Here is a 26,439-nt window from a genome sequence, read left to right as displayed (position 1 = left end):
CTAGCGCGCATGCGTCCAGAGCTTTCAGATTACTCACACATCTCCGGCGGCAAGGTACGCGAGATCTACGAGGTGGACGAGCAGACCCTGCTCATGGTCGCGACCGACCGCATCTCCGCCTTCGATTTCTCCCTCGAGCCGGAGATTCCGGACAAAGGCCGGATCCTCACCGCCACCTCGATGTTCTTCTTCGACCTGCTCTCAGACGTGCCCAACCACCTCGCGGGCCCGATCGACGACGAGCGCATCCCCGAGGATGTCCTCGGCCGCGCAATGGTGGTGAAGAAGCTGGACATGGTGCCGTTCGAGTGCGTCGCCCGTGGCTACCTCACCGGCTCGGGCAAGAAGGAGTACGACGCCACCGGCCGCGTGTGCGGCGTGAAGCTGCCCGAGGGGCTCACTGAGGCGTCCAAGCTGGACGAGCCGATCTTTACCCCCGCCACCAAGGCGGAGCAGGGCGACCACGACATCAACGTCACCTTTGAACACATGGCCAGCAAGCTGGGGTCCGATCTGGCTGAGCGGCTGCGCACCGCGACGCTAGACGTGTACCGCCGCGCCGCGGACTACGCGGAGAGCAAGGGCATCATCCTCGCCGACACGAAGCTCGAGTTCGGGCTGGACGACAGCGGCGAGCTCGTGCTTGCCGACGAAGTGCTCACGCCCGATTCCTCCCGCTACTGGCCGGCGGACGGCTACGAGGCAGGCCGCAGCCAGCCAAGCTTTGACAAGCAGTACGTGCGCAACTGGCTCACCGGCCCGAAGTCCGGCTGGGACCAGGAGGAAGGCACCACGCCGCCGGAGCTTCCCGGTTCCGTGGTGGAAGCCACCCGCGACCGCTACATCGAGGCCTACGAGCGCCTCTCCGGAGCCCGCTTTTCCGAGTGGCCGGGGGAGCACGCATGACCCCACCCGTAGCTGACAAACGCCCGATTGTGCGCGCGTTCCACGGCCGCGAGTTCGTGGACAACTACGAGTGGCTGCGCGACAAGGACAACCCCGAGGTCATCGCCCACCTGGAGGCGGAGAACGCGTACACGGAGTCGCGTACTGCCACATGGTCCGGCCTCGTCGACGACATCTACGGCGAGATCAAATCCCGCGTGAAGGAAACGGACATGTCCGTGCCGCAGCGTCAGGGCGAGTGGTGGTACTACGGCCGCACGGTTGAAGGCAAGGATTACGGCATATCGTGCCGCGTGCCCACCGCCGACGACCCGTGGCGCCCGCCGAAAGTGTCCGATGACATGCCAGGCGAGCAGGTGCTTCTCGACGTCAACGAGCTGGCCGCCGGCCACGAGTTCTTCTCCCTGGGCGCGTCCTCAGTGTCTACCTCCGGCCGGTTACTTGCGTACTCCTACGACACCGAGGGCGACGAACGCTTCACCATGCGGGTGAAGGATCTGGATAGTGGCGAGCTCCTGGGAGACGAGCTCGAGGGGGTTTTCTACGGCGCAACTTGGGCGGGCGAAGAGTACTTGTTCTACGTGCGCGTGGACGACGCATGGCGCCCGCACCAGGTATGGCGCCACAAGCTGGGTACCGCGGCGTCCGAGGACGTGCTGGTCTACGAGGAGCCGGACGAGAAGTTCGGTGTCGGCGTGGGCGCGGATCGGGCTGAACGCTACCTCATGATCGTGTCCTCCTCGTCGCTGACCTCTGAATACCGGGTGGCGCCGTTGGCGCAGCCGACCGCAGAGTTCGAAGTGCTCTGGCCGCGCGAGTCGGGCGTTGAGTACCACATCAATCTCGCGATCCTTTCCGGCCATGAGCACTGGGTGGTCACCCACAACCAGCACGGCCCGAACTTCTGCGTATCGACGGCTCCTGTCGGCCAGCTGCCCCCTCTGCGCGACCTTGACGTGCTGGTGCCGCACTCCGAGACCGTGCGCATCGAGGGAGTGGACACTTACCGCGACTTCGCCTTCATGGAGTACCGCCGCGGCGGGATCTCGCGGTTGGCGGTGGCGCCGTTGGGGGATCGCTTCGGTGAGTTCACCGAGCTGGAATTCTCCGAGGAGCTCTACACCGTGGGGCTCGGCGGCAACCCGGAGTGGGACGCGCCCGTGGTGCGGGTGGGGTACTCGTCGTACGCCCAGCCATCGCAGGTGCTCGACTACGAGGTGGCCACCGGGACTCTGACGCTGCTGAAAGAGCAGGAGGTCGAGGGCGGGTACGACCCGGACGAGTACGAAGCGTTCCGGTTGTGGGCGACAGCCGCAGACGGGGCGCGCGTGCCGGTGTCAGTAGTCCGGCGCAAAGGGGTTTCAGGACCCGCGCCGCTGTTGCTGTACGGCTACGGCTCATACGAGGCATCCACGGACCCGGGGTTTTCCGTGGCGAGGCTGTCGCTGCTGGACCGTGGCATGATTTGGGCGTGCGCCCACGTCCGCGGCGGCGGCGAGATGGGCCGCGCGTGGTACGACAACGGCAAGATGCTGCACAAGGTCAATACGTTCACCGACTTCATTGCGTGCGCAGACGCGGTGGTCGCAGAGGGGCTGACCACGCACGGGCAGATGGTCGCTGAGGGCGGTTCCGCCGGCGGCCTGCTCATGGGCGCGGTGGCGAACATGGCGCCGGAGAAGTTCGCCGGTATCCAGGCGATCGTGCCGTTCGTGGACCCGCTGACGTCCATTTTGAAGCCGGAGTTGCCGCTGACGGTGGGGGAGTGGGAGGAATGGGGCGACCCGTTCCATGACCCGGAGGTGTACGACTACATGGCCAAGTACGCCCCGTACGAGAACGTCACCGCACAGGACTACCCGGACATTTTGGCCGTGACCAGCTTAAACGACACCCGCGTGCTCTACGTTGAGCCCGCGAAGTGGGTGGCCAAGTTGCGCGAGGTGGGCACGGGCGGCGAAATCCTGCTCAAGACCGAGATGTCCGCTGGGCACGGTGGCGTGTCCGGCCGCTACGCGAAGTGGAAGCAGACGGCGTTCGAGTACGCCTGGACGCTGGTGAAATCTGGGGCGGTGGAGGCTTAGCCGTCCGGATCGAAGAGGGCGGGATCCGGTGGGCGGTTGTGTTCGCCGCCGTGGCGTGAGCGCGCCTGTTGGGCGACCCGTTGCCCCGGTGAATTTCTGTACTGGTAGGTGCTCGTGTGCCGGGGCGGGTCCCCGTTGGCTGGGTAGTAGAGCACGTCGCCGCTAGCGGGGTCGCGGTCGAAGTGTCCCTTGTTTCCGGCTCCGTCCCTGTTGTCGTTGTTGCACATGTGGTGCTCGCGGCACAGCAGCACGAGGTTGTCCATTGCTGTTAGGCCACCGCTGAGGTAGGAATCCAAGTGATGCGCCTCGAGCTCCACGCCGGGCTTGGTGCAGCCGTTCCAGGCGCATACCCCCTGCATGGCCAACAGTGCGATCTTTTGTTCCACGGAAGCGAGGCGGGCGCGGCCCAGTGAAAGAGGACCCCCGGTGGCCGAGTCGAGCTGAAGGATGAAACTGTCGCCGGGGAGACCGAGACGGACGATGTCTAGCGGGGTCAGCGAGGCGGTGGTGTTGGTGGAGAACTCCGTGAACGCGTCCGCACCCAAAAGATCTTCGAGGGTGAGCGTGATTACCACCGTGCCCACGCCCCCGCGGGCCTTCGTGGTGGCGTTGCCGTAGCGGTCAATCACATGCATCAGCTGGTCGAACCGGCGCTGGTGCTTGCGGCGTGTATCTTTCGCCGCGGCGTTATCCCCCTCCATGTTCGACCCCAAGTGGTCTCCGGTGGCAAGGCAGGCTTCCAGCTTGGCGCGCGAGGCGGCATCGAGGTACACCTTGGCGTATGAGCCGCCGTCGGAGTCTTGCTCACTGAGCCAGATGCCGCGTTTCTTCCAGGCGGCGAGGGGATCTTTCTTCCCTTCGTACTCGCGCCCGCGTTTATTGGCACGCTTGACCAAGTCCCCGACAAACTTCCGGAGCTCCTCGGCGGTGCGGGTTTCGGCCGCTTCCATCGCCTGGGCGAGAATCTCCTCGTATCCGGGGTCCGCATGCTCATTGAGGTGCTTGAGGGCGTCGGTGATGATGCGCTTCTTTTCGGCGTTTGCTCGTTCGGCGGCTTTGCGGGCCCGCTCCTGGGCCTCGCGGGCTTTCTTTCGGCGCGCCTCCGCTTCCCGCTCCTTGCGTTCCTGGTCCGCTTGGTCTGCGCTTGCTTCCGGCTCGGGCACCTCCGGCTCGCCGTAGAGCTTCTGGCCCTGTTCGAGCAGCGAGAAGGCCTCGCGCCGCGACAGCCCCAGGCTCCGGGTGAGGTATTCCACTGCGTGGTTGGCGCCGACGAGGGCGCCAGCGCCGTCGCGCTCGCAGACGAATGCGAATGCGGTGTCTGCAACGGACAATAGCGGTAGGGCGGCGTGAAGGCGCTCCATGGCTATGTGGGTAGAAGCGAGGTGGACCGACTCTGGGGCCCGCATCACCTCTGCGAGGGACCGCAGCCCGGCGACGATTTGGTTGATCGATTGGTCGAGCGTTGCATTCATGTGGAGCACCTCCTTTCATCCCTACTTGGCTTCGCATAGTAGAACGCGCTCCGACACCGCCACTCTCAATACGCACAAACATTCGATAACACAGTGTTTAGCTGCGGCTTTCCAGGCTCACGCTTCGTCGCGCGGACACCGATTTGGTGTGAGATAATCGCACCTATGCCTGGGCGCGTGCTTGTTTCCATCTCCTCAATCTTCGATGCGACGCTGGGGGACGTCACCAGCCTGGTGCGCGACTTGGACCGGGAAGGGCTGCCGGTGTCTTTGCTGGTCGCGCCGCACATCGATAAGAAATGGCACCTGGCCAAAGACAAAACAACCCGCGGATGGCTGACGGAGCAAATGGGGCACCGCGCCCTGATGCTCAACGGCTTCGACCAGCCGGTGCAGGGGCGACGGAGCGAGTTTGCGAACCTGGGCACCCATGAGGCCCGCCTCCGCTTGAAAGGGGCCACCCGCCAGATGTCGGCGCTCGGTTTCGACCTAGACATGTTTGCCCCGCCACGTTGGCGCATGTCCGACGGCACGCTGGAGGTGCTCGACGAGTTTGGATTCGCGGTCGCCGCGTCCACGAAGGGCATCTACCGCCTGGACCGGGGGGAGTTCGCCCAGGCGCGCAACTTGTCGGTGGGGGAGGGGTACGGCGCGGCGAAATGGTGGCGCCGCAACGTGATCAAGGCTGCGGAGCGCGGGGCGGAGAAAGGCAACACGATCCGCCTCTCAGTGTCCGGAAGAGAGTTGGGCCAGAAGAAGGTGCGCCGGGACTTCCTCGCCGCAGCCGACGCCGCGATGGACACTGGCGCGCAACCCGCCGACTACCGCGAGTACCGCTAGCTATCCCCGCACCCGGGCGATTACCCGGCACACCAGGTAAATCCCGAACGAGATAAAGGCGACGAACACGCTCACCGGCAACCCCGGGGCGAGGGAGAGCACCATACCACCCACTGCGGCCACCTCGGCAAAGATTACGGACAGCACCACCGCCATCCGCGGGTTCGCCGTCACTTGCGCCGCAGCCGCGCCGGGAGTGATGAGCAGCGACATCACCAGTAACGCCCCGACGATCTGCACGGACTGCGCCGAAGCGATGCCGACCAGAACCGCGAACACCAGCGCCATCGAGCGCACTGGCACCCCGCACGCGGCGGCCATAACGGGGTCCGCGGACGCGAACACGAGCGGCCGCCACAGTGCCAGCACCACCCCGACCACTAACACCGCGGTCCCTGCCAGTAGCGCCACGTTCTGTGCCGACACCCCGACGATCTGCCCGGTCAGCAACGACAGCGCCCGGTTGGAATTTCCCGGGTACAAGTGGATGAACAATACGGACAGCGCCATGCCGAAGCTCATGGCCACGCCCACGGCGGAGTCCTGCTGCCCCTTCAGCCCTAATGCAGCTAGCACCAGCGCCGCCACTACTGCGCCAAAAACCGCGCCGAAGCCGACGTTGAGCCCGAACAGTAGAGCCGCCGAAGCGCCCATCAGTGCGAGCTCTGAGGTTGCATGCACTGAAAACGACATTTGGCGCAACACGATCAGTGGCGCCATGACGCCGGACAGGACTCCCAACAGGGCGCACGCGACCAAGGTCGTCTGCACGAACCCCTGCCCCAGCAGGTATGAGGTATCTGCTAAGAACGCGCTCATAGGATCACCATCCGTCCGTCAACTTCCACCACGTCCACGCGGGTGCCGTAGAGCTCGCTGAGTACGTCGGAGCGCATCACCTCGCCAACGGATCCGACAACGTGGCCTTCCGGGCCGATGTACAGGACGCGGTCTACTACCCCAAGTACTGGGTTGATCGAGTGAGTCACGCACACCACAGCCGCAGGATGCTCGTGTAATCGCTGCACGGTGTCGCGGGCGCGGCCGGGGTCGAGGGAGAGCAGGGGCTCGTCGCAAAGCAACAGCTCCGGATCCTGCGAAAACGCCTGCGCCTGGCGGATGAGCTGCTGTTGGCCGCCCGAGAGCAGCCCCGCGCGGCGGTCGGCGAAGGCCTTAGCGCCCACGGAGGCGAGTTGCTTATCGACGTCCTCCGGCCGCGCCCGCCGCCCCATCGCCAGTGAGACGAGGTCGCGCCCGCGCACCGGTAAGTCTTTCGGGAACATGTGCTGCTGCGGGATGAAACCGACGCGGCCGCGGACGCTCACGGACCCGCCGGTGAGCTTGCGCGTGCCCATCATCGTGCCCAGCAGCGTGGATTTGCCCACGCCGTTCGGGCCGAGGACCGCGATGAATTCGCCCGGCTCCACGGCGAGGTCAATGCCGTGCCAGAGCGGGTCGACGGAGGCGCTGCGAAGCTCAGCGATCAAGGGGGCCTGCCTAGTGGTCGTGGTGGCCGCTCGGCTCGGCGTGCGCGGCGATGTCCGCGATCTGGTCCACGATCTGCTCGAAGTAGTCGAGGAAGTTTTGGCCGGCCGGGGGCGTCTCCCGGATTTCAACAACGGGAACATTATGCTCCCGCGCGGCGTCGGCGAGCCGCTGGGTCGCGCTGTTCGTGCTCTGGGGGTTGACAAAGAGCATGTCCACCTCACCGTTTTCCAGCTGCTCGAGGAAGGCGGCGACGGCCGCGGCGGATGGCTCCTGGTGGTTCAGGCTGGCCTTGGCGTACTCCTCAGGAGTGATGTCGTGGAGCTGCGTGTCCTGCACCAGTCCCGCGGCGATCGGCTCGGTCATGCCGATGCGCATGTGCGGCAGGGCGGCGAGCTTAGCTTCAGCCTCGCTTACCCGCTCGTCCACGGCTGCGGCATCTCCGCCCGTCTTCGCCGCGACCGCGTCTGCGACCTGACGGATCTTCTCCGGTGAGAACCAGGCGTGCTCCAGCTCATCGTGCTCATGGTCGTGCTCACCGTGCTCGTGGGCCTCTTTAGCGTCGATAGGCGGGATTGCGAAGATGACTCGGTCCTGCTCGGCGGCGGTGTAGAGAGCGGCGTCGTACGCGCCGCCGTTGGCGACGACGGTGCCGGCGCCCTTGATGCGCGCAATATCCTTCGCGGTGGGCTCGAAATGGTGGGGATCCACTGCGTCGCCGGCGATGATCGCGTCCACGTCACCGCCCGCGACCGCCGAAGCCACGTCCGCCCACACGCGGGTGGTGGCAACGATCGCCCCGTTGTCCGGGGGTTCAGTGGAGCAACTGCTTATCGACGCCCCTACGGCCACCGCCGCAGCCACCACAAGCGCACTGTATTGGAAACGATTTCGCATAAGGAAATCATAACCACTACTGGAAACCGTTTTCAAATAGAGCGCCCCGGCCCGGATCGACCGGGTCGGGGCTAGCTGCGTGCCCTCACGGGGCTACTTGGAGGAGCCGCCCTCGGTGGAGCACAGCGTGGCCAGGGTGGCAATCGCCGCAATGGCCAGTGCCGTTCCAGCGACGCCGCCTGCGACCTGCAGCATCTCCGGGGACATCGGCAGCTGGTTCTGCATCGCAGCGCCAACCGCGTTGATCTGCTCCTTCACCGGAGTCAGCGCCGGGATGTCCATGGTGGCGGCCAGGCCAAGCGGGATCAGCGCGAACAGCGGCAGCGCGATGATGCCCACGGACGGTAGACAGCGGTCGCTCACGCTGGAGCCCTCGCCGGCCGGGGCCGGAGCGTTCACGCCGTCCTTGCCATCCTTGCCGTCGGCACCGGTGACGCGTCCGAGGTTCTGGGTCTCACCATCGGTGTAGGTGGCAATCAGCTCGCCGTCCTCGTCGACCTCCAGGTTGACGATGCCGCGGCCATCCTTGCCGTCCGCACCGTCTGCGCCTGCAGCGCCGGTGTCGCCCTTCGGGCCCTGCTCGCCGCCTGCGCCATTTTCGCCGGTTACCTTGCCTAGGTCTGCAGTTTCCCCGTCGGAGTAGGTGACAATCAGGTGGCCTTCGTCATTGACCACGAAAGCCGTCACACCGCGGCCGTTGGTGCCGTTGGCGCCGTCCTTGCCGTCTTTGCCTGCGGGGCCTTGGTCGCCCTTGTCGCCCTTGGGGCCCTGTGCGCCGGTGTCGCCCTTGTCGCCCTTGGGGCCTTGCGCGCCGGTGTCGCCCTTGGGGCCTTGCTGGCCGTCCTTGCCGTCGGCACCGTCCTTGCCATCCTTGCCTGCGGGGCCCTGTGCGCCGGTGTCGCCCTTGTCGCCCTTGGGGCCCTGTGCGCCGGTGTCGCCCTTGTCACCCTTGGGGCCCTGTGCGCCGGTGTCGCCCTTGTCGCCCTTGGAGCCCTGTGCGCCGGTGTCGCCCTTGTCGCCCTTGGGGCCCTGTGCGCCGGTGTCGCCCTTGGGGCCCTGTGCGCCGGTGTCGCCCTTGTCACCCTTGTCGCCCTTGTCGCCCTTGTCGCCCTTGTCGCCCTTGGGGCCCTGTGCGCCGGTGTCGCCCTTGGGGCCCCGTGCGCCGGTGTCACCCTTGGGGCCGTCAGCGCCAGCCGCACCGTCTTCGCCCGTGACTTTGCCGAGGTTCTCGGTCTCGCCATTGTCGTAGGTGACTACGAGGTCGCCGTCCTTAATCTCGGCCTTGACAATGAAGCGGGGCTTTTCCTCTTCAGCCTTCGGCTTCACGTGGACCACGATCTTGACGGTGTCGGTGGAGTTGTCTGGGTAGGTGACGGTGATTTCACCTTCCTGACCATCGCCGACAGTGGCGGTGTCGGCAGGCTTAGTCCACTCGAACTTCGTGCCTTCCGGCAACTTGTCTGCGTCCTTAATTGCAGTGATTGCCTCAGGCAGGGCATCGCCCTGAGTAACGGTCACCGCCTCGTCTGCCCCTGGAGCGAACTTGTTAGCGTCCTTTTCGTCGAGCGCGGCGCTGAAACCGACCTTGACCGGATCGTGGTCGGAGGAACGGAACGGGTTGCCGTGACCGTAGAGCGGGTCCGCGCCCTCGCCGAAGAAGTCCTGCACGTTGTATTTACGGCGGGAGTACTCGAAGGCAGCCGATTCATCACCGTTGATGTTCCAGACAACAGAGTCCTTCACCATTTCCATTGCCGCCGCGTTAGCGAGCACGTGATCGAGGGTGCCCAGCTGACCGTCGAACTGGTAGGACGCCTGGTCAAAATCTTTTTCCGACTCGACGAGTGTGAATCCGCCGTCGACCAGCGTCGTGATCGCGTCTTCCTTGGTGTAGGCGTTGAAGTCGCCAACTAGGAAGGTCGGGAGATCGGCCCACTTGGTCTGGGCGCCGAGGTGCTTAAGTAGAGCCTCTGACTGTGCTTTACGCACGTTGGCATTGTTCCCCTGGCCGTCACCGGTGTCTGCATCGCCCCTGGCAACGGAGCCCTTCGACTTGAAGTGGTTAACCACCGCGACGAAGTTCTTGTCCTGGTCGTTGTCAACGGTGTCGAACTCCTGCGCAAGTGGTTGGCGCGCCGTGCGGGTGAACGCAGCGTCGTCGAAGATGATGGACTCGCCAACCGGCTTCACCTTTGCGGGCTGGTAGATGAAGCCGACGCGGATGAAATCCTCGTCTGAACCCAGATTCTGCGGGGACTTGACCAAATCCCACTTGCCCGGTTCCTTTTCGTTGAGTGCGTCCACCAGGTTCTGCAGGGCTTCATCGCGCTTTGCGACGTCGCCGGTCACCGTGGCGGTGTTCTCAATCTCCGACAGGCCCAGGACATTCGCGTCCAGTTTGTTAATGGCGGTGACGATCTTGGCCTGCTGATCCCTGAAAGCATCCTGCGAGAAAGCGCCGCGCACCGTGCAATTATTCGCAGCGACAGGAGTTTCGTACATATCGTTGTACGCCTTACAACCAGACACATCCCGGCCGAGCGTGGAGAAGTAGTTCAGGACGTTGAAGAAGCCGATCGAGTAATCGCCGGCGACATTGTCAATGTCGTTGTACGCGCCAGCGCGCGAGTCTTCCCAGGAGATGGGCAGTTCTTCCGCCGCATTCTTGCCGGTAACCGGCTGCAGCGGCTGGAAGCGCCACTGGTCGAAGGAGTAGTCGACCACAACGTCGGTTTGGAACTGCACCTGGTCGCCGGTGCGGATGGACTTGATGCCCTTGTCTGAGGTGACAAGGTACGGCAGCGGCGTGTTCTTGTCGGTGCGGAAGTAGTTGGCGGTGCGGCCGTCGTCCAGGTAGACGACTTCAGCGTCCTGCTTCGCTTGCAGCTCGTTCGCCGGCGCGCCGGGAGCAACCACGTCGGTCGGGGTGCGGTGCGCGAGGGCGCCCGGTGCCAGGCCCAGGTCGCCGGTGTTGTTGAGCGTGTAGTTGTTGGTTACGGTGTACGGACCCTTCGGGCGCACCAGCATGCCCTCGTACGGCTCGCGGGCGTCATCGCCGGCGGGAAGGGTGTCGATCTCCACGGCCTTCGGTGCCGCAAGTGCTTCCGTGAGTTTCTCAATGGCGGATGCGGTGATCTGCGTTTGGTTGAAGTACTCACTCACCTTGCCGCTCACCCGGAGGGAATCGCCACGCATCGGGTAATCGGTGCGGGTGCCCATGTAGATGAAGATGCCGTCGGACGCATCACCCGGGTTCTTCACGGCACCGGTGCCGGCGGTCTGCAGGAAGAAACCCTTCTTGCCGCCCTCGTCGTACACAGCGGTGACGACGCCTTCGGTGGTCACTGTTTGCCCCTCCAACGGAGACGTTGCGCCGGTGCCCTGGATGTCGGCGATCGGGGTGATTGCATCTGGCTGCGGCTGTGGGGCGGGATCAGGATCGGTCGGAACTGGGGCGACAGGGGTTCCGCCTGCGTTACTGGAATTCTTTGGCGTCGGCTCTGCAACAATGAAGTCGTCCGCGTTGTTGTCACTGTCGACGCCGACCGTCTTGCGCTGAACGGAAGTGCCGTTCGTGGTCTTAGCCGCTGTCGCTTTCTCAAACTCTGCTGCGCCACCCCAACCAAGGAGGTCGGCAATAGAGCCGTTGGCGTCTATGAGCTTGGCTGTAGCTTCCGTGCCGCTGAAGTTGAACCCAGCCTCCGCGTCTGCGTTCGGAAGGGCGTTGCCCTGATCGCCACCGGCACCCGAGATGAGGAAGTATCCCTGAGCGGGAATTGTTCCGGCGAGGGTGACTGCGGTTCCCAGATTTCCCTTCGCGGAGTATTGCTCCATCTTCCATCCGGTCAAGTCAATCGGCTTGCTGGTCGGATTGTAAAGCTCCACAAAGTCTTTGTTGTACGCTGCGCCTTTGTTGCCGCCACCTCCGTACACCTCATTGATGACCACGTTGGAGCCGTCGGGTGCTGCGGATGCAGTAGGGGCGACGACGGACACTGTGCCGGCAGCGAGCGCAATCGCAAACGCTGCACCGAGACTCTTGCTGGGAGTTGACATGAGGACCTCTCGGAAAACTGAAGCGAAAATGGGTAATAGCAGACTCAAACTAGCTGCAGTTCTTAGTATTGGCACGGTGAGATGCCAGGTTTATCCAAGATTTAAGGCGTTGTTCACTTGGTGTTCCGAAGGTGACGTCGATAAGCAAAGGACGCCGCTTGGGCTGGTCAGCAAGGGTTTCGGGCCGTGTCGGAGCGTCCGATATACTGACGCGCGTACCGCAAAGGTCCATCCACCTCCCGAAACGTGAAGGATTCTCATGGCACGAGTCGTCGTCAATGTCATGCCCAAGGCCGAAATTCTTGATCCGCAGGGTCAGGCGGTGCTCCGCGCACTGGGCCGAATCGGGGTCGAGGGGGTGACCGATGTCCGCCAGGGCAAGCGCTTTGAAATAGAGGTGGATGATTCGGTCTCCGACGCCGAGCTGCAGCGCATGGCCGAGACGCTGCTGACCAACACTGTTATCGAGGACTTCGAGGTTGTGCGATGAGCGCAACCATCGGAGTCATTACTTTTCCGGGCACGCTTGATGACGTTGACGCCCTCCGCGCCGTCCGCCTCGCAGGTGCCGAGCCGCGCCAGTTGTGGCACGCGGACAACGACCTCACCGGCGTGGACGCTGTTGTCGTCCCGGGCGGGTTCTCGTACGGCGACTACTTGCGCTCCGGCGCGATCGCTGCGCAGGCGCCGATGATGGGGGCCGTGGTGGAGGCCGCCAAGAAGGGCATGCCGGTGCTGGGCATCTGCAACGGTTTCCAGATCCTCACCGAGGCGGGACTCCTGCCGGGCGCGCTGACGCGCAACCAGGGCCTGAACTTCCACTGCGTAGACACCTATCTTGAGGTGGCCAACACCGACACCGCGTGGACGACCCAGCTGGGCGAGCGCATCTACGTGCCCGCCAAGCACGGCGAGGGCCGCTTCCAGGCTGCGCCGGAGACCATCGAGGCCTTGGAGAAGGAGGGCCGCGTGGTGTTCCGCTACACGGACAACTTCAACGGCTCCGTCAACGGCATCGCCGGCGTGACCAATGAGACCGGCCGCGTGGTCGGCCTCATGCCGCACCCGGAGCACGCCATCGAGACACTGACCGGCCCGTCCACAGACGGCCTGGGCCTGTTCACTTCCGCCATCGACGCTATCTCGAAGATCGGAGCGTAGACCCGAAATGACCGTGCACAACGACACTGTCCAAAACGCCTTCGACACCCCGGAGCTGGAGCAGCCGTACGCCGAGCTGGGGCTGAAGGACGATGAGTACGCCAAGATCAAGGCAATCTTGGGCCGCAGGCCTACCGACGCAGAGCTGACGCTGTACTCCGTCATGTGGTCCGAGCACTGCTCCTACAAGTCCTCCAAGACGCACCTGCGCTACTTCGGCCAGACCATGACCGAAGAGATGGCGTCCAAGATCCTCGCCGGCATCGGCGAAAACGCCGGCGTGGTGGACATCGGCGGCGGCGACGCCGTGACGTTCCGCGTGGAAAGCCACAACCACCCCTCCTTCGTGGAGCCCTACCAGGGCGCCGCCACCGGCGTCGGCGGCATCGTCCGCGACATCATGGCCATGGGCGCGCGCCCGATCGCGGTGATGGACCAGCTGCGTTTCGGCCCGCTCGACGCGGACGACACGAAGCGCGTGCTACCGGGCGTGGTCCACGGCGTCGGCGGTTACGGCAACTGCCTGGGCTTGCCTAACATCGGCGGCGAGACCGTCTTCGACGCCGCTTACGCCGGCAACCCGTTGGTCAACGCCCTGTGTGTCGGCACGCTCAAGGTGGAAGACCTCCACCTCGCGTTCGCGTCCGGCACCGGCAACAAGGTGATCCTGTTCGGCTCCCGCACGGGCCTCGACGGCATCGGCGGCGTGTCCGTGCTCGGCTCCGCCACCTTCGAGGAGGGCGAGGAGCGCAAGCTCCCGGCCGTGCAGGTGGGCGACCCGTTCGCGGAGAAGGTGCTCATCGAGTGCTGCCTCGAGCTCTACGCCGCCGGCGTGGTCGAGGGCATTCAGGACCTGGGCGGCGGCGGGCTTTCCTGCGCCACCTCCGAGCTCGCGGCGTCCGGCGACGGCGGCATGACCGTCAACCTGGACAACGTGCCGCTGCGCGCGGAAAACATGTCCGCGGCTGAGATCCTCGCCTCCGAGTCGCAGGAGCGCATGTGCGCCGTCGTCGCGCCGGAAGATGTGGACAAGTTCATGGAGATCTGCGCGAAGTGGGACGTCGGCGCCGCGGTGATCGGTGAGGTCACCTCGGACGCAGACCGCCTGCAGGTCTTCCACAACGGCGAGCTGGTGGTGGACGCCCCGCCGTCAACCATCGACGAGGGTCCGGTGTACGAGCGCCCGTACGCGCGTCCGGATTGGCAGGATGAGGTGCAAGCCGGAGGTGACGTCGAGAAGCAAGGTGGCATCAAGGACGCCTGGCTGCAGATGGTCGCCTCGCCGGCACTGTGCTCGCGCGACTTCATCACCGAGCAGTACGACCGTTACGTGCGCGGCAACACTGTGCAGGCCAAGTACGCCAACTCCGGCGTGCTGCGCATCAACGAGGAGACCAACCGCGGCGTGGCCGTCTCCGCAGATGCGTCGGGCCGCTACACCTACCTCGACCCGAACATGGGCGCACGCCTCGCGCTCGCCGAGGCCTACCGCAACGTCGCGGTCACCGGCGCGACCCCCGTCGCCGTGACGAACTGCCTTAACTTCGGCTCCCCGGAGAACCCTGATGTGATGTGGCAGTTCCGCGAGGCGGTGCACGGGCTTGCCGACGGCTCCGCTGAACTCGCCATCCCGGTCTCCGGCGGCAACGTGTCGTTCTACAACCAGACCGGCGAGACCCCGATCCTGCCCACCCCGGTTGTCGGTGTGCTCGGCGTGCTGGAGGACGTGGAAAAGGCCATCCCGCACGCGCTGCCGTCCGCAGACGAGCAGTACACGCTCATCCTGCTGGGCGAGACCAAGGACGAGTTCGGCGGCTCCGTATGGCAGGACATCTCCGGCGCGGGCCTGTCCGGCCTGCCGCCGCAGGTGGACCTGGCCAACGAGGCGCGCCTGGCTGAGTTCTTCGCCGGCAACGCTGCCGGTATCGCGGCCGCGCACGACCTGTCCGAGGGCGGCCTGTCCCAGGCCGTATTCGAGTTACTGCTCGGTTCCGACAAGGGCGCGCAGCTTGGACTTGAGGGCGTGCACGAGGACGCGTTCACCGCGCTGTTCTCCGAGTCCGCCTCCCGCGTGCTCGTCGCGGTGACCAGCGACCGCGCCGAAGCCGCCGTCGAGCAGGCAACCGCCGCCGGTATCCCGGTTGCGGTGCTGGGCGAAACCACCGACGACGGCGTGCTGAGCGTGGCTGGCGAGGAGATCCAGATGCTGGAGCTCGCCGGTGCGTGGGCTGCGACCATGCCGTCGCACTTCGCCGCCGCTACCGCGCCAAACGCAGCGGTGTAAGCAGGCCAGCGCTAGAACGTGCGCTGCACGGCCGGTGCCGGCTTGACCAGCGGCACCGGTTCGTACTGTCCGCGCAGATCCTTGAGCCTCTGGGTGTGCTCCCAGAGGCGCTTATCCTCGTCGGTCACCGGCGTGAACTGGCGCGCCGGCAGGGGGCTGCCGTCGATGTCGATGCCGATGTAGGTGAACGTGGCGTGGATGGCGTCCACCAGGTTGTCCCGGCCACCGCGAGGATCGCCGGCGCGCAGGTGGACCGATGTGTGAATGGAACGCGAATCGGTGCGAGTGATGCGGGCATCGACCTCGATCAAGTCACCGATGTGCACCGGGTGGTAGAAGCGGATCCCGCCCGCGTAGACCGCTACAGTGCGCTCACCGGACCACTCCATGGTGCAGGCCAGGCCGGCCTCGTCGATCCACTCCATCGCCGTGCCGCCGTGGACGTTGCCGCCCCAGTTCACGTCCGTTGGCTTGGCCATGAAGCGATGCACGATGCGGGGAGCCGTCGAATCGTCGGTGTAGGTCTGCGCCTCCATCTCAGTCTCGATGGCTTTGCGCAGCCCGATGCGCGACTTCGCTGCCTCGGCCACGCGGCGCTCCTCGTCGTCCGTGGGCACGAAGGTGGGCACGGCCATGGGCTTGCCGGTGCCGGGGTCCTTGGCCACAAACACCACCAGGCAATCGCAGGCGCGCGTGAATACACCCTCGCGCGGATCGGCGGAGAGCACCTCGTTGACGATGTGCATGGAGGACCGGCCCGTCATGGCGATGCGTGAGCGCACCTCCACGATATGGCCCGAGGGAATAGGGCGGGTGAAGTGGATGTGGCCCACGTAGGCGGTCACGCAATAGGTGGCGGACCACTGGGCTGCGCAGGCGTATGCGGCCTTGTCAATCCACTCCAGCACACGCCCACCGGAGACACCTTGGGCGCCGTGGTGCAGCACGTCGGTGGGTGAGGCCATGAATCGCAGGGTCACGGACGGGGATCGCTCGGCGGCAACGGGGGTATTTGGCATGGGGCCACCTTAATATGGTCCTCTATGGTGCAGAAACAGGACCCGGCGCTGACGTGCGAAGCAATCCAGCAGGTGGCGGGGTGGTTGGAGGGTGGGGACGCGGAGCCGTCGAGAAGCGAGCTTGCAAACGCATGCCGCCGCACCGCGCGCACGCTCGCCGAGGAGCTTCCCGGCCACTCGGTGGAGCTGCGCGTGCCGCCGTTTGTGGCGGTGCAGTGCGTCGAAGGCCCCCGTCATACGCGCGGCACCCCGCCGAACGTGGTGGAGATGAAACCGGAGGTGTGGCTGCGGCTAGCTACCGGCCTGACCACATTCGACGCGGAGCTCGAGCGCGGGACTATAGACGCCTCCGGTTCCCGCGCACACGAGATCGCCGCCGGCCTTCCGGTGATTGCGCTGCGCTGAGCCGTCTCGGATACAGTGAGGGGCGTGCGTACGGAGAGCCCTAAACCAAGTCAGGACTTCGAGTTCAACAGCGACACCCCGCGCGACGAGTGCGGTGTCTTCGGCGTCTGGGCGCCGGGCGAGGATGTAGCCAAACTGAGCTATTTCGGCCTGTTCGCGCTGCAGCACCGCGGCCAGGAAGGCGCCGGCATTGCCGTGGGGGACCACGACAAAGTGGTGGTGTTCAAAGACACGGGGCTGGTCAGCCAGGTCTTCGACGAGCCCGTGTTGGAGGCACTGCAGGGCGAGGTGGCGATCGGCCACACCCGCTACTCCACCGCAGGCGGAAACTCCTGGGAGAACGTGCAGCCGATGTTCCGCACGTCCCCCAACGGCACCGACATCGCGCTGGCCCACAACGGCAACCTGGTCAACTACATGGAGCTGCAGGCGGAGGCGATTGAGAAAAAGCTCATCCCGGCCGCCGGCGTGAAGGGGCAGGGCTCATCCTCCGATACGGCGGTGGTCTCGGCGTTGTTGGCGGATCTGATCACCGACGACCGGACGCTCGCCGATGCCGCGCGTGAGCTCCTGCCTCGCGTGAAAGGTGCCTTCTGCTTCATGGTCACCGACGGCCACACCTTGTACGCCGCCCGTGATCCGCACGGTGTGCGCCCACTGTCGCTGGGGCGCCTCGACGGCGGCTGGGTGGTCGCCTCCGAGACGTGCGCGCTGGACATCGTCGGTGCCTCCTTCGTCCGCGACATCGAGCCAGGCGAGATGGTGGCCATCGACGAGACAGGGGTACACTCCGAGCGCTTCGCCGAAACACCGAAGGCGCACTGCGTGTTCGAGTACGTCTACGTGGCGCGGCCTGACTCGGTGATCGACGGCCAGACCGTGAACGCCTCGCGCATCGAGATCGGTCGCCGCCTGTCCAAGGTCAACCCGGTCGAGGCGGATCTGGTCATGCCTGTGCCGGAGTCGGGCACCCCTGCGGCTATCGGTTACGCCGAGGCCTCCGGCATCCCCTTCAAGCAGGGCATGATGAAAAACGCGTACGTGGGCCGGACCTTCATCCAGCCCTCCGACACACTGCGCCAGCTGGGCCTGCGTTTGAAGCTCAACCCGGTGCGCGAGGTCATCGAGGGCAAGAAGCTGGTGGTGGTGGACGACTCGATCGTGCGCGGCAACACTCAGCGCAAGCTCATCCGCATGCTGCGCGAAGCGGGTGCGGCGGAGGTGCACGTGCGCATCGCGTCCCCGCCCGTGAAGTGGCCGTGCTTCTACGGCATCGACTTCGCCAGCCCCGGCGAACTCATTGCCAACCACGGCCACACGGACAACGACGAGGCGATCGCCGAGTCCATCCGTACGATGATCGGTGCAGATTCGCTGGCATTCGTGCCTATCGACGACATGATTGCCGCCTCACACAAGCCCAAAGACAACCTCTGCGCGGCATGCTTCACCGGCCACTACCCCCTGGGCCTGCCGGAGGGCAACCCGAACGCCGACCTTGTCCGACGCATCCAGAAAGGTGCAGAAGCCTAAATGAGTACTGATCACAACCCGGCGCACAACCCTGTGTCCTACGAAGCAGCTGGCGTGTCCATCGAGGCCGGCGACAAGGCCGTAGAGCTGTTCGCCCCGCACGCCAAGCGCGCCACTCGCCCGGAGGTCCGCGGCGGGCTCGGCGGCTTCGCCGGCCTGTTCGCGCTGGGCAAGTACAAAGAGCCGCTGCTTGCCGCCGGTTCCGATGGCGTGGGAACGAAGCTCGCGGTGGCGCAGGCCATGGACAAGCACGACACCATCGGCATCGACCTGGTTGCCATGTGCGTGGACGACCTGGTGGTCTGCGGTGCCGAACCGCTCTTCCTGCAGGACTACATCGCCATCGGCAAAGTTGTGCCCGAAAAGGTCGCCGAGATTGTCTCCGGCATCGCCGAAGGCTGCGTCCAGGCTGGCTGCGCTCTGCTCGGCGGCGAGACTGCGGAACACCCGGGCGTGATGGATCCGGACGAGTACGACGTCTCCGCGACCGCCGTCGGTGTGGTCGAGGCCGCCGAACTGCTGGGCCCGGACAAGGTGCGTGAGGGCGATTCCATCATCGCCATGGCATCGTCGGGTCTGCACTCCAACGGCTACTCCCTGGCCCGCCACGTGCTGTTGGAGCGCGCCGGGTTGCCGCTGGACGCGGAGATGGAGGAGCTGGGGCGCACGCTCGGCGAGGAACTGCTCGAGCCCACCCGCATCTACGCCCTGGACTGCCTGGCGCTGGCTGCGGAGTGCGACGTGCGCACCTTCTGCCACGTCACCGGCGGGGGCCTGGCCGGCAACATGGAGCGCATCATCCCCGAGGGCCTCGTGGCGGAGATGCGCCGCACCTCGTGGACCCCGGGACCGATCTTCCGTACCATCAAGTCCGTCGGCCAGGTGCCGGATGCGGAGATGGAGAAGACCTTCAACATGGGTGTGGGCATGGTTGCCGTGGTCAGCCCGGAGGACCGCGACCGCGCCTTGGCCATCCTGGCCGCGCGCCACATCGACGCATGGGATCTCGGCGAGGTCCGCGCGGCTAGCGAGGGGGATAGTGCCCGCGCAGTGCTCACCGGCTCGCACCCGCAGTACTAGGCACACGGAAAGGGCACCCCGGACGGGGTGCCCTTGTTGGTTGAGGTAGACGTTTAGCGGTCGTCCTTGTCGTCCCAGTTGGCGTAGTCCGCGTACTGGTCGTCCACCTCGGTCTCATCGTCGTCCCAGCTGCGTCGCGGTGCTTGGCCTGCGAGTTCCCGCTGCAGGGAATCCAGGTCCATTTCAGGAGTGTTGTACTTCAGCTGGCGAGCAACCTTGGTCTGCTTGGCTTTTGCGCGTCCGCGGCCCATGGCGTGACCCCCTTGAGGTGGTTCTTGGGCGGCCTTCAAAAGAGGCGGCCTCATACTTATTTACGATATTTTCCTGTAGGACACTATAGCTTGCCCTCAGCAAAAATGCGCTTTGGGGGTCAGAGCTGGGATTACGCGTCGGATTCCGGGCCGCGGCGCAACCTATCTACGGCCCTGCGCCCCGCGTGCTCGCCTTCATCCACAGGCAGCGACGACGCGTCCACGGACGCGGCCGTGCCTCCGATGTCCAGCGGCGCCTCTAGCGCCGAGCGCTTCACCAAGGCGAGCGCGACCGGTCCCTCGTCCGCGTCGTGCACCACGGTCCCCAGCCGGCCCACTTTGCGCCCGCCGGCGGTGATCTCGGCGCCGATCTCCGGCTCGGTGGGAGCGGAGCCATCCAGTTGCAGCTTGACCAACAGCCTGGGGGAGCGGCCCAGGTTTTCCACACGCGCCACAGTTTCCTGGCCGCGGTAGCACCCCTTTGCCAGGTGCACGGCGCGGATTTCTTCTCCGCGGTTGATCAGATACGGCGCCTCGTGCGGGATGGATTTCTCGTCCAGATCGGCGCGTATCTCCGGCTCGCCGGCCGCCACACGGTAGGCAGTGAACGCCATGAGCCCGGCCAGTGGAAACTCGCCGGCAACCTCGCGGATCTGGGCTCGTGGCACGGCGATGTCTACGCGGCCTACCCCGCCCCAGCCGTCGAGGCGGCGGGTGAAGGCCTGACCGAGCTGAAGCGGCCCCACCGGTCCGAGGATGCTCAGCACGCCTAAGTCGGATTCTTCGATGGAGACGTCAGACCAGAACACCATCTTGCGCAGGAAGTCTGCGAATGGTTCACGGTGGTAGGAGGGTAAGTCTAAGTAGTAGACGCTGCCTGCGACGGCCACGTCGGCGTGGTGGAGGATCCGCCCCTGCGCGTCGAGGTCGAGGGAGGACGCGGCGAATCCGTCAGCGACGTCGTCAAGCTTCTGCGAAAGCAGATTGTTCAGAAACGCCGCGGCGTCGGGGCCCGAGACGGCAAGCACGGCGCGGTGGGAGCGATCAACCAGCACCGGCTCGGTGATGCGCTGTTCGCCCAGCGGGTTGCCGTAGTGCCAGGGGACACCTTCGGCGTCGATAAGCGAGGGCCCGGGCAGCTCCTGGGCCCCGGGGAATGCGAGTAGCTCCGATGCGTAGGCCATGAGCGCCTATCATAGGAGCATTATGGTTTCTTCCCAGCTCCCTCCCGCGCCCGTGATCTACCTCGTGGAGCCTTTCGGCGGCTCGGTGCGGCGGCAGAACCCGAACATGCCGCACGTGTTCTGGGACGACGCGGCGGTGACCCGCGGCGACGGCATCTTTGAGTCCATCCTGGTGCGCGGTGGCGCACCGGTGAACTTGGACAAGCACCTCGACCGCTTTGCGCGTTCGGCGAAGCTTTTGGGCTTGCCGGATCCCGGGCGCGAGCACTGGACGCGCGCGACCGAGGAGGCGGTGGCGGACTACTGCCGCGAGCGCGGCGACGACAACGCGGAGGGTAAGTGCACCTGGACCCTCACCCGCGGCCGCGAGACCACCGGCGTTCCCACCGCGTGGCTGACGGTGCGGGCGCTGCCGGAAGACGTGCTGCGCCAGCGTGAGCGGGGGGTGAGCGTGGCGACAACTGCCCGCGGCTTCAGCATCGACAACGATGTCCCCTGGATGCGCGAAGGGGCGAAAACCCTCAACTACGCGCTGACCATGGCAGCGCTGCGTTGGGCGGGGGAGCAGGGCGCGGATGACGTCATCTTCGTCGACCCGGAGACCGACCGGGTGCTCGAGGGCGCCACATCCAGCGTGCTCGTGGTGAAAAAAGGCGGTCGTTTGCGCACTCCGGCCCCGGGCGCAGGGGTGATGGCTGGCACGACCCAGGCCGCGATCTTCGAGCATGCGGATTCGCTCGGCTGGAAGTGCAAGGCGAAGGACATCTACCTCAGCGAGCTGTTCAAGGCCGAGTCCGTCTGGTTGGTGAGCTCCACCCGCATCGCCGCGCGGGTGAAGCGCCTTGACGGCACGAAGCTGCCCGCCCCCGACAATGCGCCGGAGATCAGGCAGCTGATCGAGGGGGCGTTAGCGTAGCGACGTCCGCTTCGCCTAGCCCGCGACCCTTTTCAGCTCGGCGGACATGTAGGGCACCATCTCGCCGTCGACGGCGCGCTCGTCCACCCAGCCCAGGTTGTTGTTGGGCATCAGGCCATAGAGGCGCTTGCCCGGGCCGTGCGCGGCCGGGCCGGTCTCCGTGGCGATGGTGGAGGCGCTGGTGAGCTGCCAGGCACGCTCGTTGACCGGCTCGCCGTACAAGATCTCCACTAGCCCGCGGGAGTTGGTCAGTGTCACCTCAATCTCGTCCTTGAGGGAAATGCGCCAGAACCCCACCTCGCGCTGGTCCGCGCCGGTCGCGTTGCCCTCGGAATCCAGGCGCCAGGTGCGGGACTCGAAGCGCAGGTAGTTTTCGCCGTCGTGGGAGACAACGAGCTGCTGGCCGAAGGCGTATTCTTCGCCCTCCGGGTCGGACGGGTCGTTTGCCTGCCCGGAACCGGTCCACACGCCGACGAGGGGGAGGAGCGCCAGCAACCCGTCGTGAAGCGAAGGCCCGTAGCGGAGATTGGCGGTGTCCGCCTCGAGCGGCATGTCCTCGAAGCCGAGTTCGGGGATATTGCGGTGGGCGGTGTCCTTCGCCTGCTCAGCGGCAAGGTTCACCGCGTCGTTGCCGTTGAGTTTGTTCCCGGCGGTGTTCTCACTGGTGTTTTCATTGTCGGTCATGCCGCTCAAGCGTAGACGCTTTCGCCAGCGGCTCGAGATCCACGGCCTGGATCGCGGTATTCACGCGATCGCGGCCGAACTCTAAAGAACCGCCAGTGAGCTGCACTAAGTCCGCAGGACCGCCCAATGGGAGAGACCGCGTGTCCAGGTCGAGGGTAAACCCCTCCAGCACCTCGCGCTCGGTGCCGGAAGGAACCTGGATGAGTTGGCTCGGACGCATGTGGAAAATCCCGTCGACCAGGCGCAGCGTCACTATCGCTGTGGCCGGATCACTCGTGCCAGGCACAGTGCCGGTCAGGCGCGCCTCGCTGGCTACGCCGCCGGACGGGGAGATGTCGTAGGGGTTAGCCATGTCGAGATCGGTGATGCCGAGCAGGTTGCCAAAACCGACACCGTCCAGGCGGATCGTGCGGCGCACGAGGCGCGCATCCGCTCCCACGATTTCCCCACTCAGGGCATCCGCCGGCGTTTCCAGCTTCAGGTTGAACATCTCTACGCTCACCGTGCCCACACCGGGCCCCGGGATGTCCGCGTCCGTGCGCCGGACCGTCACGCGGGGGATCCGCCCGGTCACGCCGGACAACACAAACGGCGCGGCGGTGACATTGATCTCTGCGCCAGGCGGGGCGAGGGTGCGCTCCACGTGGGAGGCGAAGGCGGTGTCCCCGAGGCCGAGTGCGGCAACGAGCGCGGCCGCGACGACGATTTTTCTGCGCACCGCGCCCTCCTTCCTCCACGTAGCCTTGGGAGCCATGACTGTAAGTATCCTAAGCGCCCATCTGCCCGGCGACCGCGTGCGGGCCCTCCTCGACGCTGCTGAGAAAGCCGACGGCATCGCCGCTTTCTCGGAGGCATTTGTGCAGGGGCTTGACGACGCCCGCTTGCGCCACACCCACTTCCTGGCAGAAGACAACGGCCAGGTGGTGGCCTGTGCAGGTCTCGCAGAAGACGGCTCCGCTGAGTTGGTGGTGCACCCGCAACGCCGGCAAGAGGGGATAGGTGAGGCGCTGGCCGAGGCGGTGCGGGCGGAAGACTCGGATGCGGGATTGTGGGCGCACGGCAACCTTCCGGCGGCGCAGGCGATGGCAGCGTCGCTTGGCCTGCGAGTGGACCGGGAACTGCTGGTCATGGGGATTGACGCTGAGGAGATTCCAGCGGGCGGCCCGGACCTGCCGGAGGGGTTCGAAGCACTGAATTACGTGGAAGCGGGAAAGCGGTGGGGGCGGGACGTCGTCGATAAGCAATGGCTCGAGGTCAACAACGACGCGTTTTCCTGGCACCCGGAACAAGGCGGGTGGGACCTTGAGCGGCTGCGGCGGGCGATGGAGGCGGAGTGGTTCGATCCCGCGGGCGTGCAGCTGCTGTACCACGGAGACGAACTGGCGGGCTTCCACTGGACGAAGCGCCACCCGGATGGGACAGGCGAGGTGTATGTGGTTGGGTTGGCTTCAAGGTACCGGGGGGAGGGAATGGGGGGACCATTGATGCAGATGGGGCTAGACCACCTGGTGCAAGCCGGGTCTGCGCAGGTCATCCTCTATGTCGAGGCGGATAATGAGCCTGCAGTAAAGCGGTACCGCCAGTTGGGTTTCGCTGTGCGTGAAACTCACGTTGTCTACCGGTAGCCTGGCTGTAACCTGCGGAAATGGCGTGGCGGCTGGAAGTTCACCAGTTATTCACCTAACTGGCTACCGGCCATTAACCAGGATTCCGTAGGTTTGCTCCCGTGAGTAATCGGACAGGAACTCCGAAACTCGAAACTGAACTGTTAGCACCGGAAAGGTATCCCGTGATCCGTAACTTCAAGCGCACCGCCGCAATCGCTGGCGTCGTCGCAGTATCTTCCGCTTCCCTCGTCGCTTGCGGCGACTCCGATGACAACGCAGCGTCCACCGCTGTTGAGTCCGCAACAGAGACCGTGACGTCCGACGAGAAGAAGGACGACGAGAAGTCCGGCGCCTACGAACTGTCTGGCCAGGAGGGCACCCTCGTCGCCGAGGGCGCTTCCTCCCAGCAGAACGCGATGGACTACTTCGCGTCCGTCTACGCATCCGAGGTTCCGGGTGCGCAGCTCGCTTACACCCCGTCCGGTTCCGGCGCGGGCCAGAAGAACTTCATCGCCAACCAGGCTGTCTTCGCTGGCTCCGACTCTCCGCTGAAGGACGACCAGATCCAGGCTGCCGCTGACCGCTGCGGCGGCAACGAGGCATGGCACCTGCCGTTCGTCATCGGCCCGGTTGCAATCGCCTACAACCTCAACGGTGTGGACGAGCTGAACCTCACCGTCGACAACATCGTCGAGATCTTCCAGGGTGTCATCACCACCTGGAACGACCCGAAGATCGCCGAGGCGAACCCGGGCGTCGATCTCCCGGACACGCCGATCAACGTCTTCTACCGCTCCGACGAGTCCGGCACCTCCGACAACTTCCAGAAGTTCCTGGCTGCCGCTTCCGACGGCAAGTGGGAGTCCACCGGCAAGGCGTTCCCGAACGCTGTGGGCACCGGCGCCAACGGTTCCTCCGGTGTGGCACAGGAAGTCAACGCGACCGAGGGTGCTATCACCTACGTCGAGGCTGGCTTCGCAGACAAGAAGGCCAACATCGACTTCGGTAGCGGCCCGGTTGAACTCAGCGATGAGTCCGTTGAGAAGACCCTGGACAACCTCGAGTTCAAGACCGAGGGTCACAACATGGTCGTGGACTCCGAGAAGCTGTTCAAGACCGACGCTGCTGACGCCTACCCGCTGGTTCTGACCACCTACGAGATCGTCTGCTCCGCCGGCTACGACGAGGCAACCTCCAACATGGTCAAGGACTTCCTCAACGTTGCACTGGACAGCCAGGACGACGAGCTCGCAGCTGAGGGCTTCATCCCGGTCAAGGGCGCACACGCTGAGCGTCTGCGCGAGGCCATCAACGCCATCCAGTAGCACGCACTGGAGACCGGTCTCTGCGGTCTAGCGCCGCCGGAGGCAGAGAGACCCCCCACTGATTCCGATCGCGGGGGGTCTCTCTATGCGAAGAAGCGGTAGCAATCCCGCTTTCAACGCCGTCCACAACGTTTCATTTTCGAAAGATTCGAGCATATGGCTGCTAACGATCACCTCGACCGCGGTGCAGGACCCGCGACCACAACCGAACCTGTCGTCCAGAACTCCACGGGTACACCGGCGCGCGACGGCCAGGATCCCGCAACCGAGAACACCCCGATCACGGGTGACGCGAACAAGGGCGCGGGCGTAAAGCGCCCGGGCGACCGCGTCTTCGAGTTCCTCTCCACCGCCTCCGCGACGCTGATCACCGTGCTCGTCGCGGCGATCGGCATCTTCCTGCTCATCCAGGCACTCCCGCCGCTGGCCCGCAACGACGGCGGCCTGCTGGGCTTCTTCACCTACGGTGGCCAGTGGCAAACCTCAAACCTGGACGCCATGAAGTTCGGTATCCCGAACCTGTTCTTCTCCACCGTGACCATCTCGCTGATCGCGCTGATCATCGCAATGCCCATCGCGCTCGGCGTGGCACTGTTCCTGTCCAACTACTGCCCGCCGAACCTGGTTCGACCGCTGGGCACGCTGGTGGACATGCTCGCCGCTGTGCCGTCTATCGTGTACGGCCTGTGGGGCGCGCAGGTCCTCGGTCCGCTGCTGGGCGATTTCTATAGCTGGGTCAACAGCTGGGGCGGCGACTTCTTCCTGTTCGCCACGTACCAGAACTCCCCGCCGTTCGCGACCGCCCGCAACATGATGACCGGCGGCATCGTGCTGGCCATCATGATCCTGCCGATCATCGCGGCAACCGCCCGCGAGATCTTCGTGCAGACCCCTCCCGGCCAGATCGAATCCGCCCTGGCGCTCGGCGCAACCCGCTGGGAAGTCATCCGCATGACCGTGATCCCGTTCGGCATGTCCGGCTTCATCGCCGGTTCCATGCTCGGCCTCGGCCGCGCCCTCGGCGAAACCATGGCACTCTACATGGCCGTGGCCCCGGCAAACGATTTCCGTGGCTCGCTGTTCGACGGCGGCACCACCTTCGCCACCGCGATCGCCAACGCCGCCGCAGAGTTCAACAACCCGGTTTCCGCAGGCGCGTACATTGCCGCCGGCCTGGTGCTGTTCCTGCTTACCTTCATCGTCAACTCGATCGCCCGCGCGATCGTTAACAAGTAAGGAGCGCAAGCAGA

23 protein-coding genes are annotated in these 26,439 nt (G+C 65.3%); 13 read left to right on the top strand and 10 right to left on the bottom strand.

All coding sequences use genetic code 11. The features are described 5' to 3' along the window. Positions 1–9: 9 nt before the first annotated feature. Both HMA55_RS09395 and HMA55_RS09390 read left to right on the top strand, forming a co-directional pair. Positions 10–906 carry a phosphoribosylaminoimidazolesuccinocarboxamide synthase gene (locus HMA55_RS09395; RefSeq protein ID WP_181192790.1) on the top strand — a complete coding sequence of 299 codons (897 nt, stop codon included), beginning with the start codon at positions 10–12 and terminating at the stop codon, positions 904–906. Further along, the gene (locus tag HMA55_RS09390) at positions 903–2,990 is read left to right on the top strand and encodes a S9 family peptidase (RefSeq protein ID WP_181192789.1); all 2,088 of its coding nucleotides are present in this window, start codon (positions 903–905) and stop codon (positions 2,988–2,990) included. Before HMA55_RS09395 ends, HMA55_RS09390 begins: the two co-directional genes overlap by 4 nt. Here the strand turns inward: HMA55_RS09390 and HMA55_RS09385 are convergent. Further along, positions 2,987–4,462, bottom strand: a complete 1,476-nt coding sequence (locus HMA55_RS09385) for a DUF222 domain-containing protein (RefSeq protein WP_181192788.1) — start codon at positions 4,460–4,462, stop codon at positions 2,987–2,989. The two genes, HMA55_RS09390 and HMA55_RS09385, sit on opposite strands and share 4 nt — an antisense overlap. A 165-nt stretch (positions 4,463–4,627) precedes the next feature. Between HMA55_RS09385 and HMA55_RS09380 the strand changes: the two genes are divergently transcribed. Further along, on the top strand, positions 4,628–5,302 hold the full coding sequence (locus tag HMA55_RS09380; RefSeq protein ID WP_181192786.1) for a DUF2334 domain-containing protein: 675 nt from the start codon (positions 4,628–4,630) through the stop codon (positions 5,300–5,302). Here HMA55_RS09380 and HMA55_RS09375 read toward each other — a convergent pair whose 3' ends face one another. From HMA55_RS09375 to HMA55_RS09365, 4 genes are all read right to left on the bottom strand, one after another. Further along, a complete protein-coding gene (locus tag HMA55_RS09375; protein ID WP_181192785.1) occupies positions 5,303–6,121 on the bottom strand; it encodes a metal ABC transporter permease in 819 nt (272 codons plus the stop codon). Then, positions 6,118–6,789, bottom strand: a complete 672-nt coding sequence (locus HMA55_RS09370; RefSeq protein ID WP_235961919.1) for a metal ABC transporter ATP-binding protein — start codon at positions 6,787–6,789, stop codon at positions 6,118–6,120. Before HMA55_RS09370 ends, HMA55_RS09375 begins: the two co-directional genes overlap by 4 nt. A 10-nt stretch (positions 6,790–6,799) precedes the next feature. Then, the gene (locus HMA55_RS11340; protein WP_235961917.1) at positions 6,800–7,684 is read right to left on the bottom strand and encodes a metal ABC transporter solute-binding protein, Zn/Mn family; all 885 of its coding nucleotides are present in this window, start codon (positions 7,682–7,684) and stop codon (positions 6,800–6,802) included. A 93-nt stretch (positions 7,685–7,777) separates the two neighbouring features. Continuing rightward, the gene (locus HMA55_RS09365; RefSeq protein WP_181192783.1) at positions 7,778–11,740 is read right to left on the bottom strand and encodes an ExeM/NucH family extracellular endonuclease; all 3,963 of its coding nucleotides are present in this window, start codon (positions 11,738–11,740) and stop codon (positions 7,778–7,780) included. Between the two features lie 259 nt (positions 11,741–11,999). On the opposite strand from HMA55_RS09365, the gene purS reads away from it, so the two are divergent. From purS to purL, 3 genes are read left to right on the top strand one after another with little or no spacing between them, the layout of a single operon-like run. Then, positions 12,000–12,230, top strand: a complete 231-nt coding sequence (purS, locus tag HMA55_RS09360; RefSeq protein ID WP_074432067.1) for a phosphoribosylformylglycinamidine synthase subunit PurS — start codon at positions 12,000–12,002, stop codon at positions 12,228–12,230. Further along, on the top strand, positions 12,227–12,901 hold the full coding sequence (gene purQ / locus HMA55_RS09355; protein WP_181192782.1) for a phosphoribosylformylglycinamidine synthase subunit PurQ: 675 nt from the start codon (positions 12,227–12,229) through the stop codon (positions 12,899–12,901). Before purS ends, purQ begins: the two co-directional genes overlap by 4 nt. A 7-nt stretch (positions 12,902–12,908) precedes the next feature. Continuing rightward, positions 12,909–15,185, top strand: coding sequence for a phosphoribosylformylglycinamidine synthase subunit PurL (purL, locus tag HMA55_RS09350; RefSeq protein ID WP_181192781.1), 2,277 nt, complete (start codon positions 12,909–12,911; stop codon positions 15,183–15,185). An 11-nt stretch (positions 15,186–15,196) separates the two neighbouring features. Here purL and HMA55_RS09345 read toward each other — a convergent pair whose 3' ends face one another. Continuing rightward, positions 15,197–16,204 (bottom strand): acyl-CoA thioesterase, encoded by a 1,008-nt coding sequence (locus HMA55_RS09345; RefSeq protein WP_181192780.1) that lies wholly within the window; start codon positions 16,202–16,204, stop codon positions 15,197–15,199. 24 nt (positions 16,205–16,228) lie between these two features. Here HMA55_RS09345 and HMA55_RS09340 point away from each other — a divergent pair, with 24 nt between their 5' ends. From HMA55_RS09340 to purM, 3 genes are read left to right on the top strand one after another with little or no spacing between them, the layout of a single operon-like run. After that, positions 16,229–16,609 carry a sterol carrier family protein gene (locus HMA55_RS09340; protein WP_181192779.1) on the top strand — a complete coding sequence of 127 codons (381 nt, stop codon included), beginning with the start codon at positions 16,229–16,231 and terminating at the stop codon, positions 16,607–16,609. A gap of 24 nt (positions 16,610–16,633) precedes the next feature. Then, entirely contained in the window at positions 16,634–18,142 is a 1,509-nt protein-coding gene (gene purF / locus HMA55_RS09335; protein WP_181192778.1) for an amidophosphoribosyltransferase, read from the top strand. Further along, complete coding sequence (purM, locus tag HMA55_RS09330; protein WP_181192777.1) at positions 18,143–19,222, top strand: phosphoribosylformylglycinamidine cyclo-ligase; 1,080 nt, start codon at positions 18,143–18,145, stop codon at positions 19,220–19,222. It abuts the gene before it with no gap. Positions 19,223–19,275: 53 nt separating this feature from the next. Here the strand turns inward: purM and HMA55_RS09325 are convergent, their stop codons facing one another. Then, entirely contained in the window at positions 19,276–19,473 is a 198-nt protein-coding gene (locus tag HMA55_RS09325) for a DUF3073 domain-containing protein (RefSeq protein WP_181192776.1), read from the bottom strand. Between the two features lie 131 nt (positions 19,474–19,604). Next, positions 19,605–20,657: a CAF17-like 4Fe-4S cluster assembly/insertion protein YgfZ gene (ygfZ, locus tag HMA55_RS09320; protein ID WP_181192775.1), complete on the bottom strand. Its 1,053-nt coding sequence runs from the start codon at positions 20,655–20,657 to the stop codon at positions 19,605–19,607. 22 nt (positions 20,658–20,679) lie between these two features. Here ygfZ and HMA55_RS09315 point away from each other — a divergent pair, with 22 nt between their 5' ends. After that, positions 20,680–21,573 (top strand): aminodeoxychorismate lyase, encoded by an 894-nt coding sequence (locus HMA55_RS09315; RefSeq protein WP_181192774.1) that lies wholly within the window; start codon positions 20,680–20,682, stop codon positions 21,571–21,573. 15 nt (positions 21,574–21,588) lie between these two features. Here HMA55_RS09315 and HMA55_RS09310 read toward each other — a convergent pair whose 3' ends face one another. Together HMA55_RS09310 and HMA55_RS09305 are read right to left on the bottom strand one after the other, a co-directional pair. Further along, complete coding sequence (locus HMA55_RS09310; protein WP_181192773.1) at positions 21,589–22,257, bottom strand: FABP family protein; 669 nt, start codon at positions 22,255–22,257, stop codon at positions 21,589–21,591. Further along, positions 22,244–23,011 carry an LmeA family phospholipid-binding protein gene (locus HMA55_RS09305; protein WP_181192772.1) on the bottom strand — a complete coding sequence of 256 codons (768 nt, stop codon included), beginning with the start codon at positions 23,009–23,011 and terminating at the stop codon, positions 22,244–22,246. The genes HMA55_RS09310 and HMA55_RS09305 overlap by 14 nt, the downstream gene beginning before the upstream one ends. Here HMA55_RS09305 and mshD point away from each other — a divergent pair. From mshD to pstC, 3 genes are all read left to right on the top strand, one after another. After that, positions 23,010–23,882: a mycothiol synthase gene (mshD, locus tag HMA55_RS09300; protein WP_181192771.1), complete on the top strand. Its 873-nt coding sequence runs from the start codon at positions 23,010–23,012 to the stop codon at positions 23,880–23,882. The genes HMA55_RS09305 and mshD overlap by 2 nt on opposite strands. A gap of 164 nt (positions 23,883–24,046) precedes the next feature. After that, entirely contained in the window at positions 24,047–25,189 is a 1,143-nt protein-coding gene (gene pstS, locus HMA55_RS09295) for a phosphate ABC transporter substrate-binding protein PstS (RefSeq protein WP_181192770.1), read from the top strand. A gap of 156 nt (positions 25,190–25,345) precedes the next feature. Next, the gene (gene pstC / locus HMA55_RS09290; RefSeq protein WP_181192769.1) at positions 25,346–26,425 is read left to right on the top strand and encodes a phosphate ABC transporter permease subunit PstC; all 1,080 of its coding nucleotides are present in this window, start codon (positions 25,346–25,348) and stop codon (positions 26,423–26,425) included. Positions 26,426–26,439: the final 14 nt, after the last annotated feature.

It is taken from the genome of Corynebacterium wankanglinii (assembly GCF_013601005.1).
Classification (GTDB): Bacteria; Actinomycetota; Actinomycetes; order Mycobacteriales; family Mycobacteriaceae; genus Corynebacterium; species Corynebacterium wankanglinii.
The sequence above is the reverse complement of the archived record's forward strand: the minus strand, read 5'-3'. Positions and strand labels throughout refer to the sequence as shown.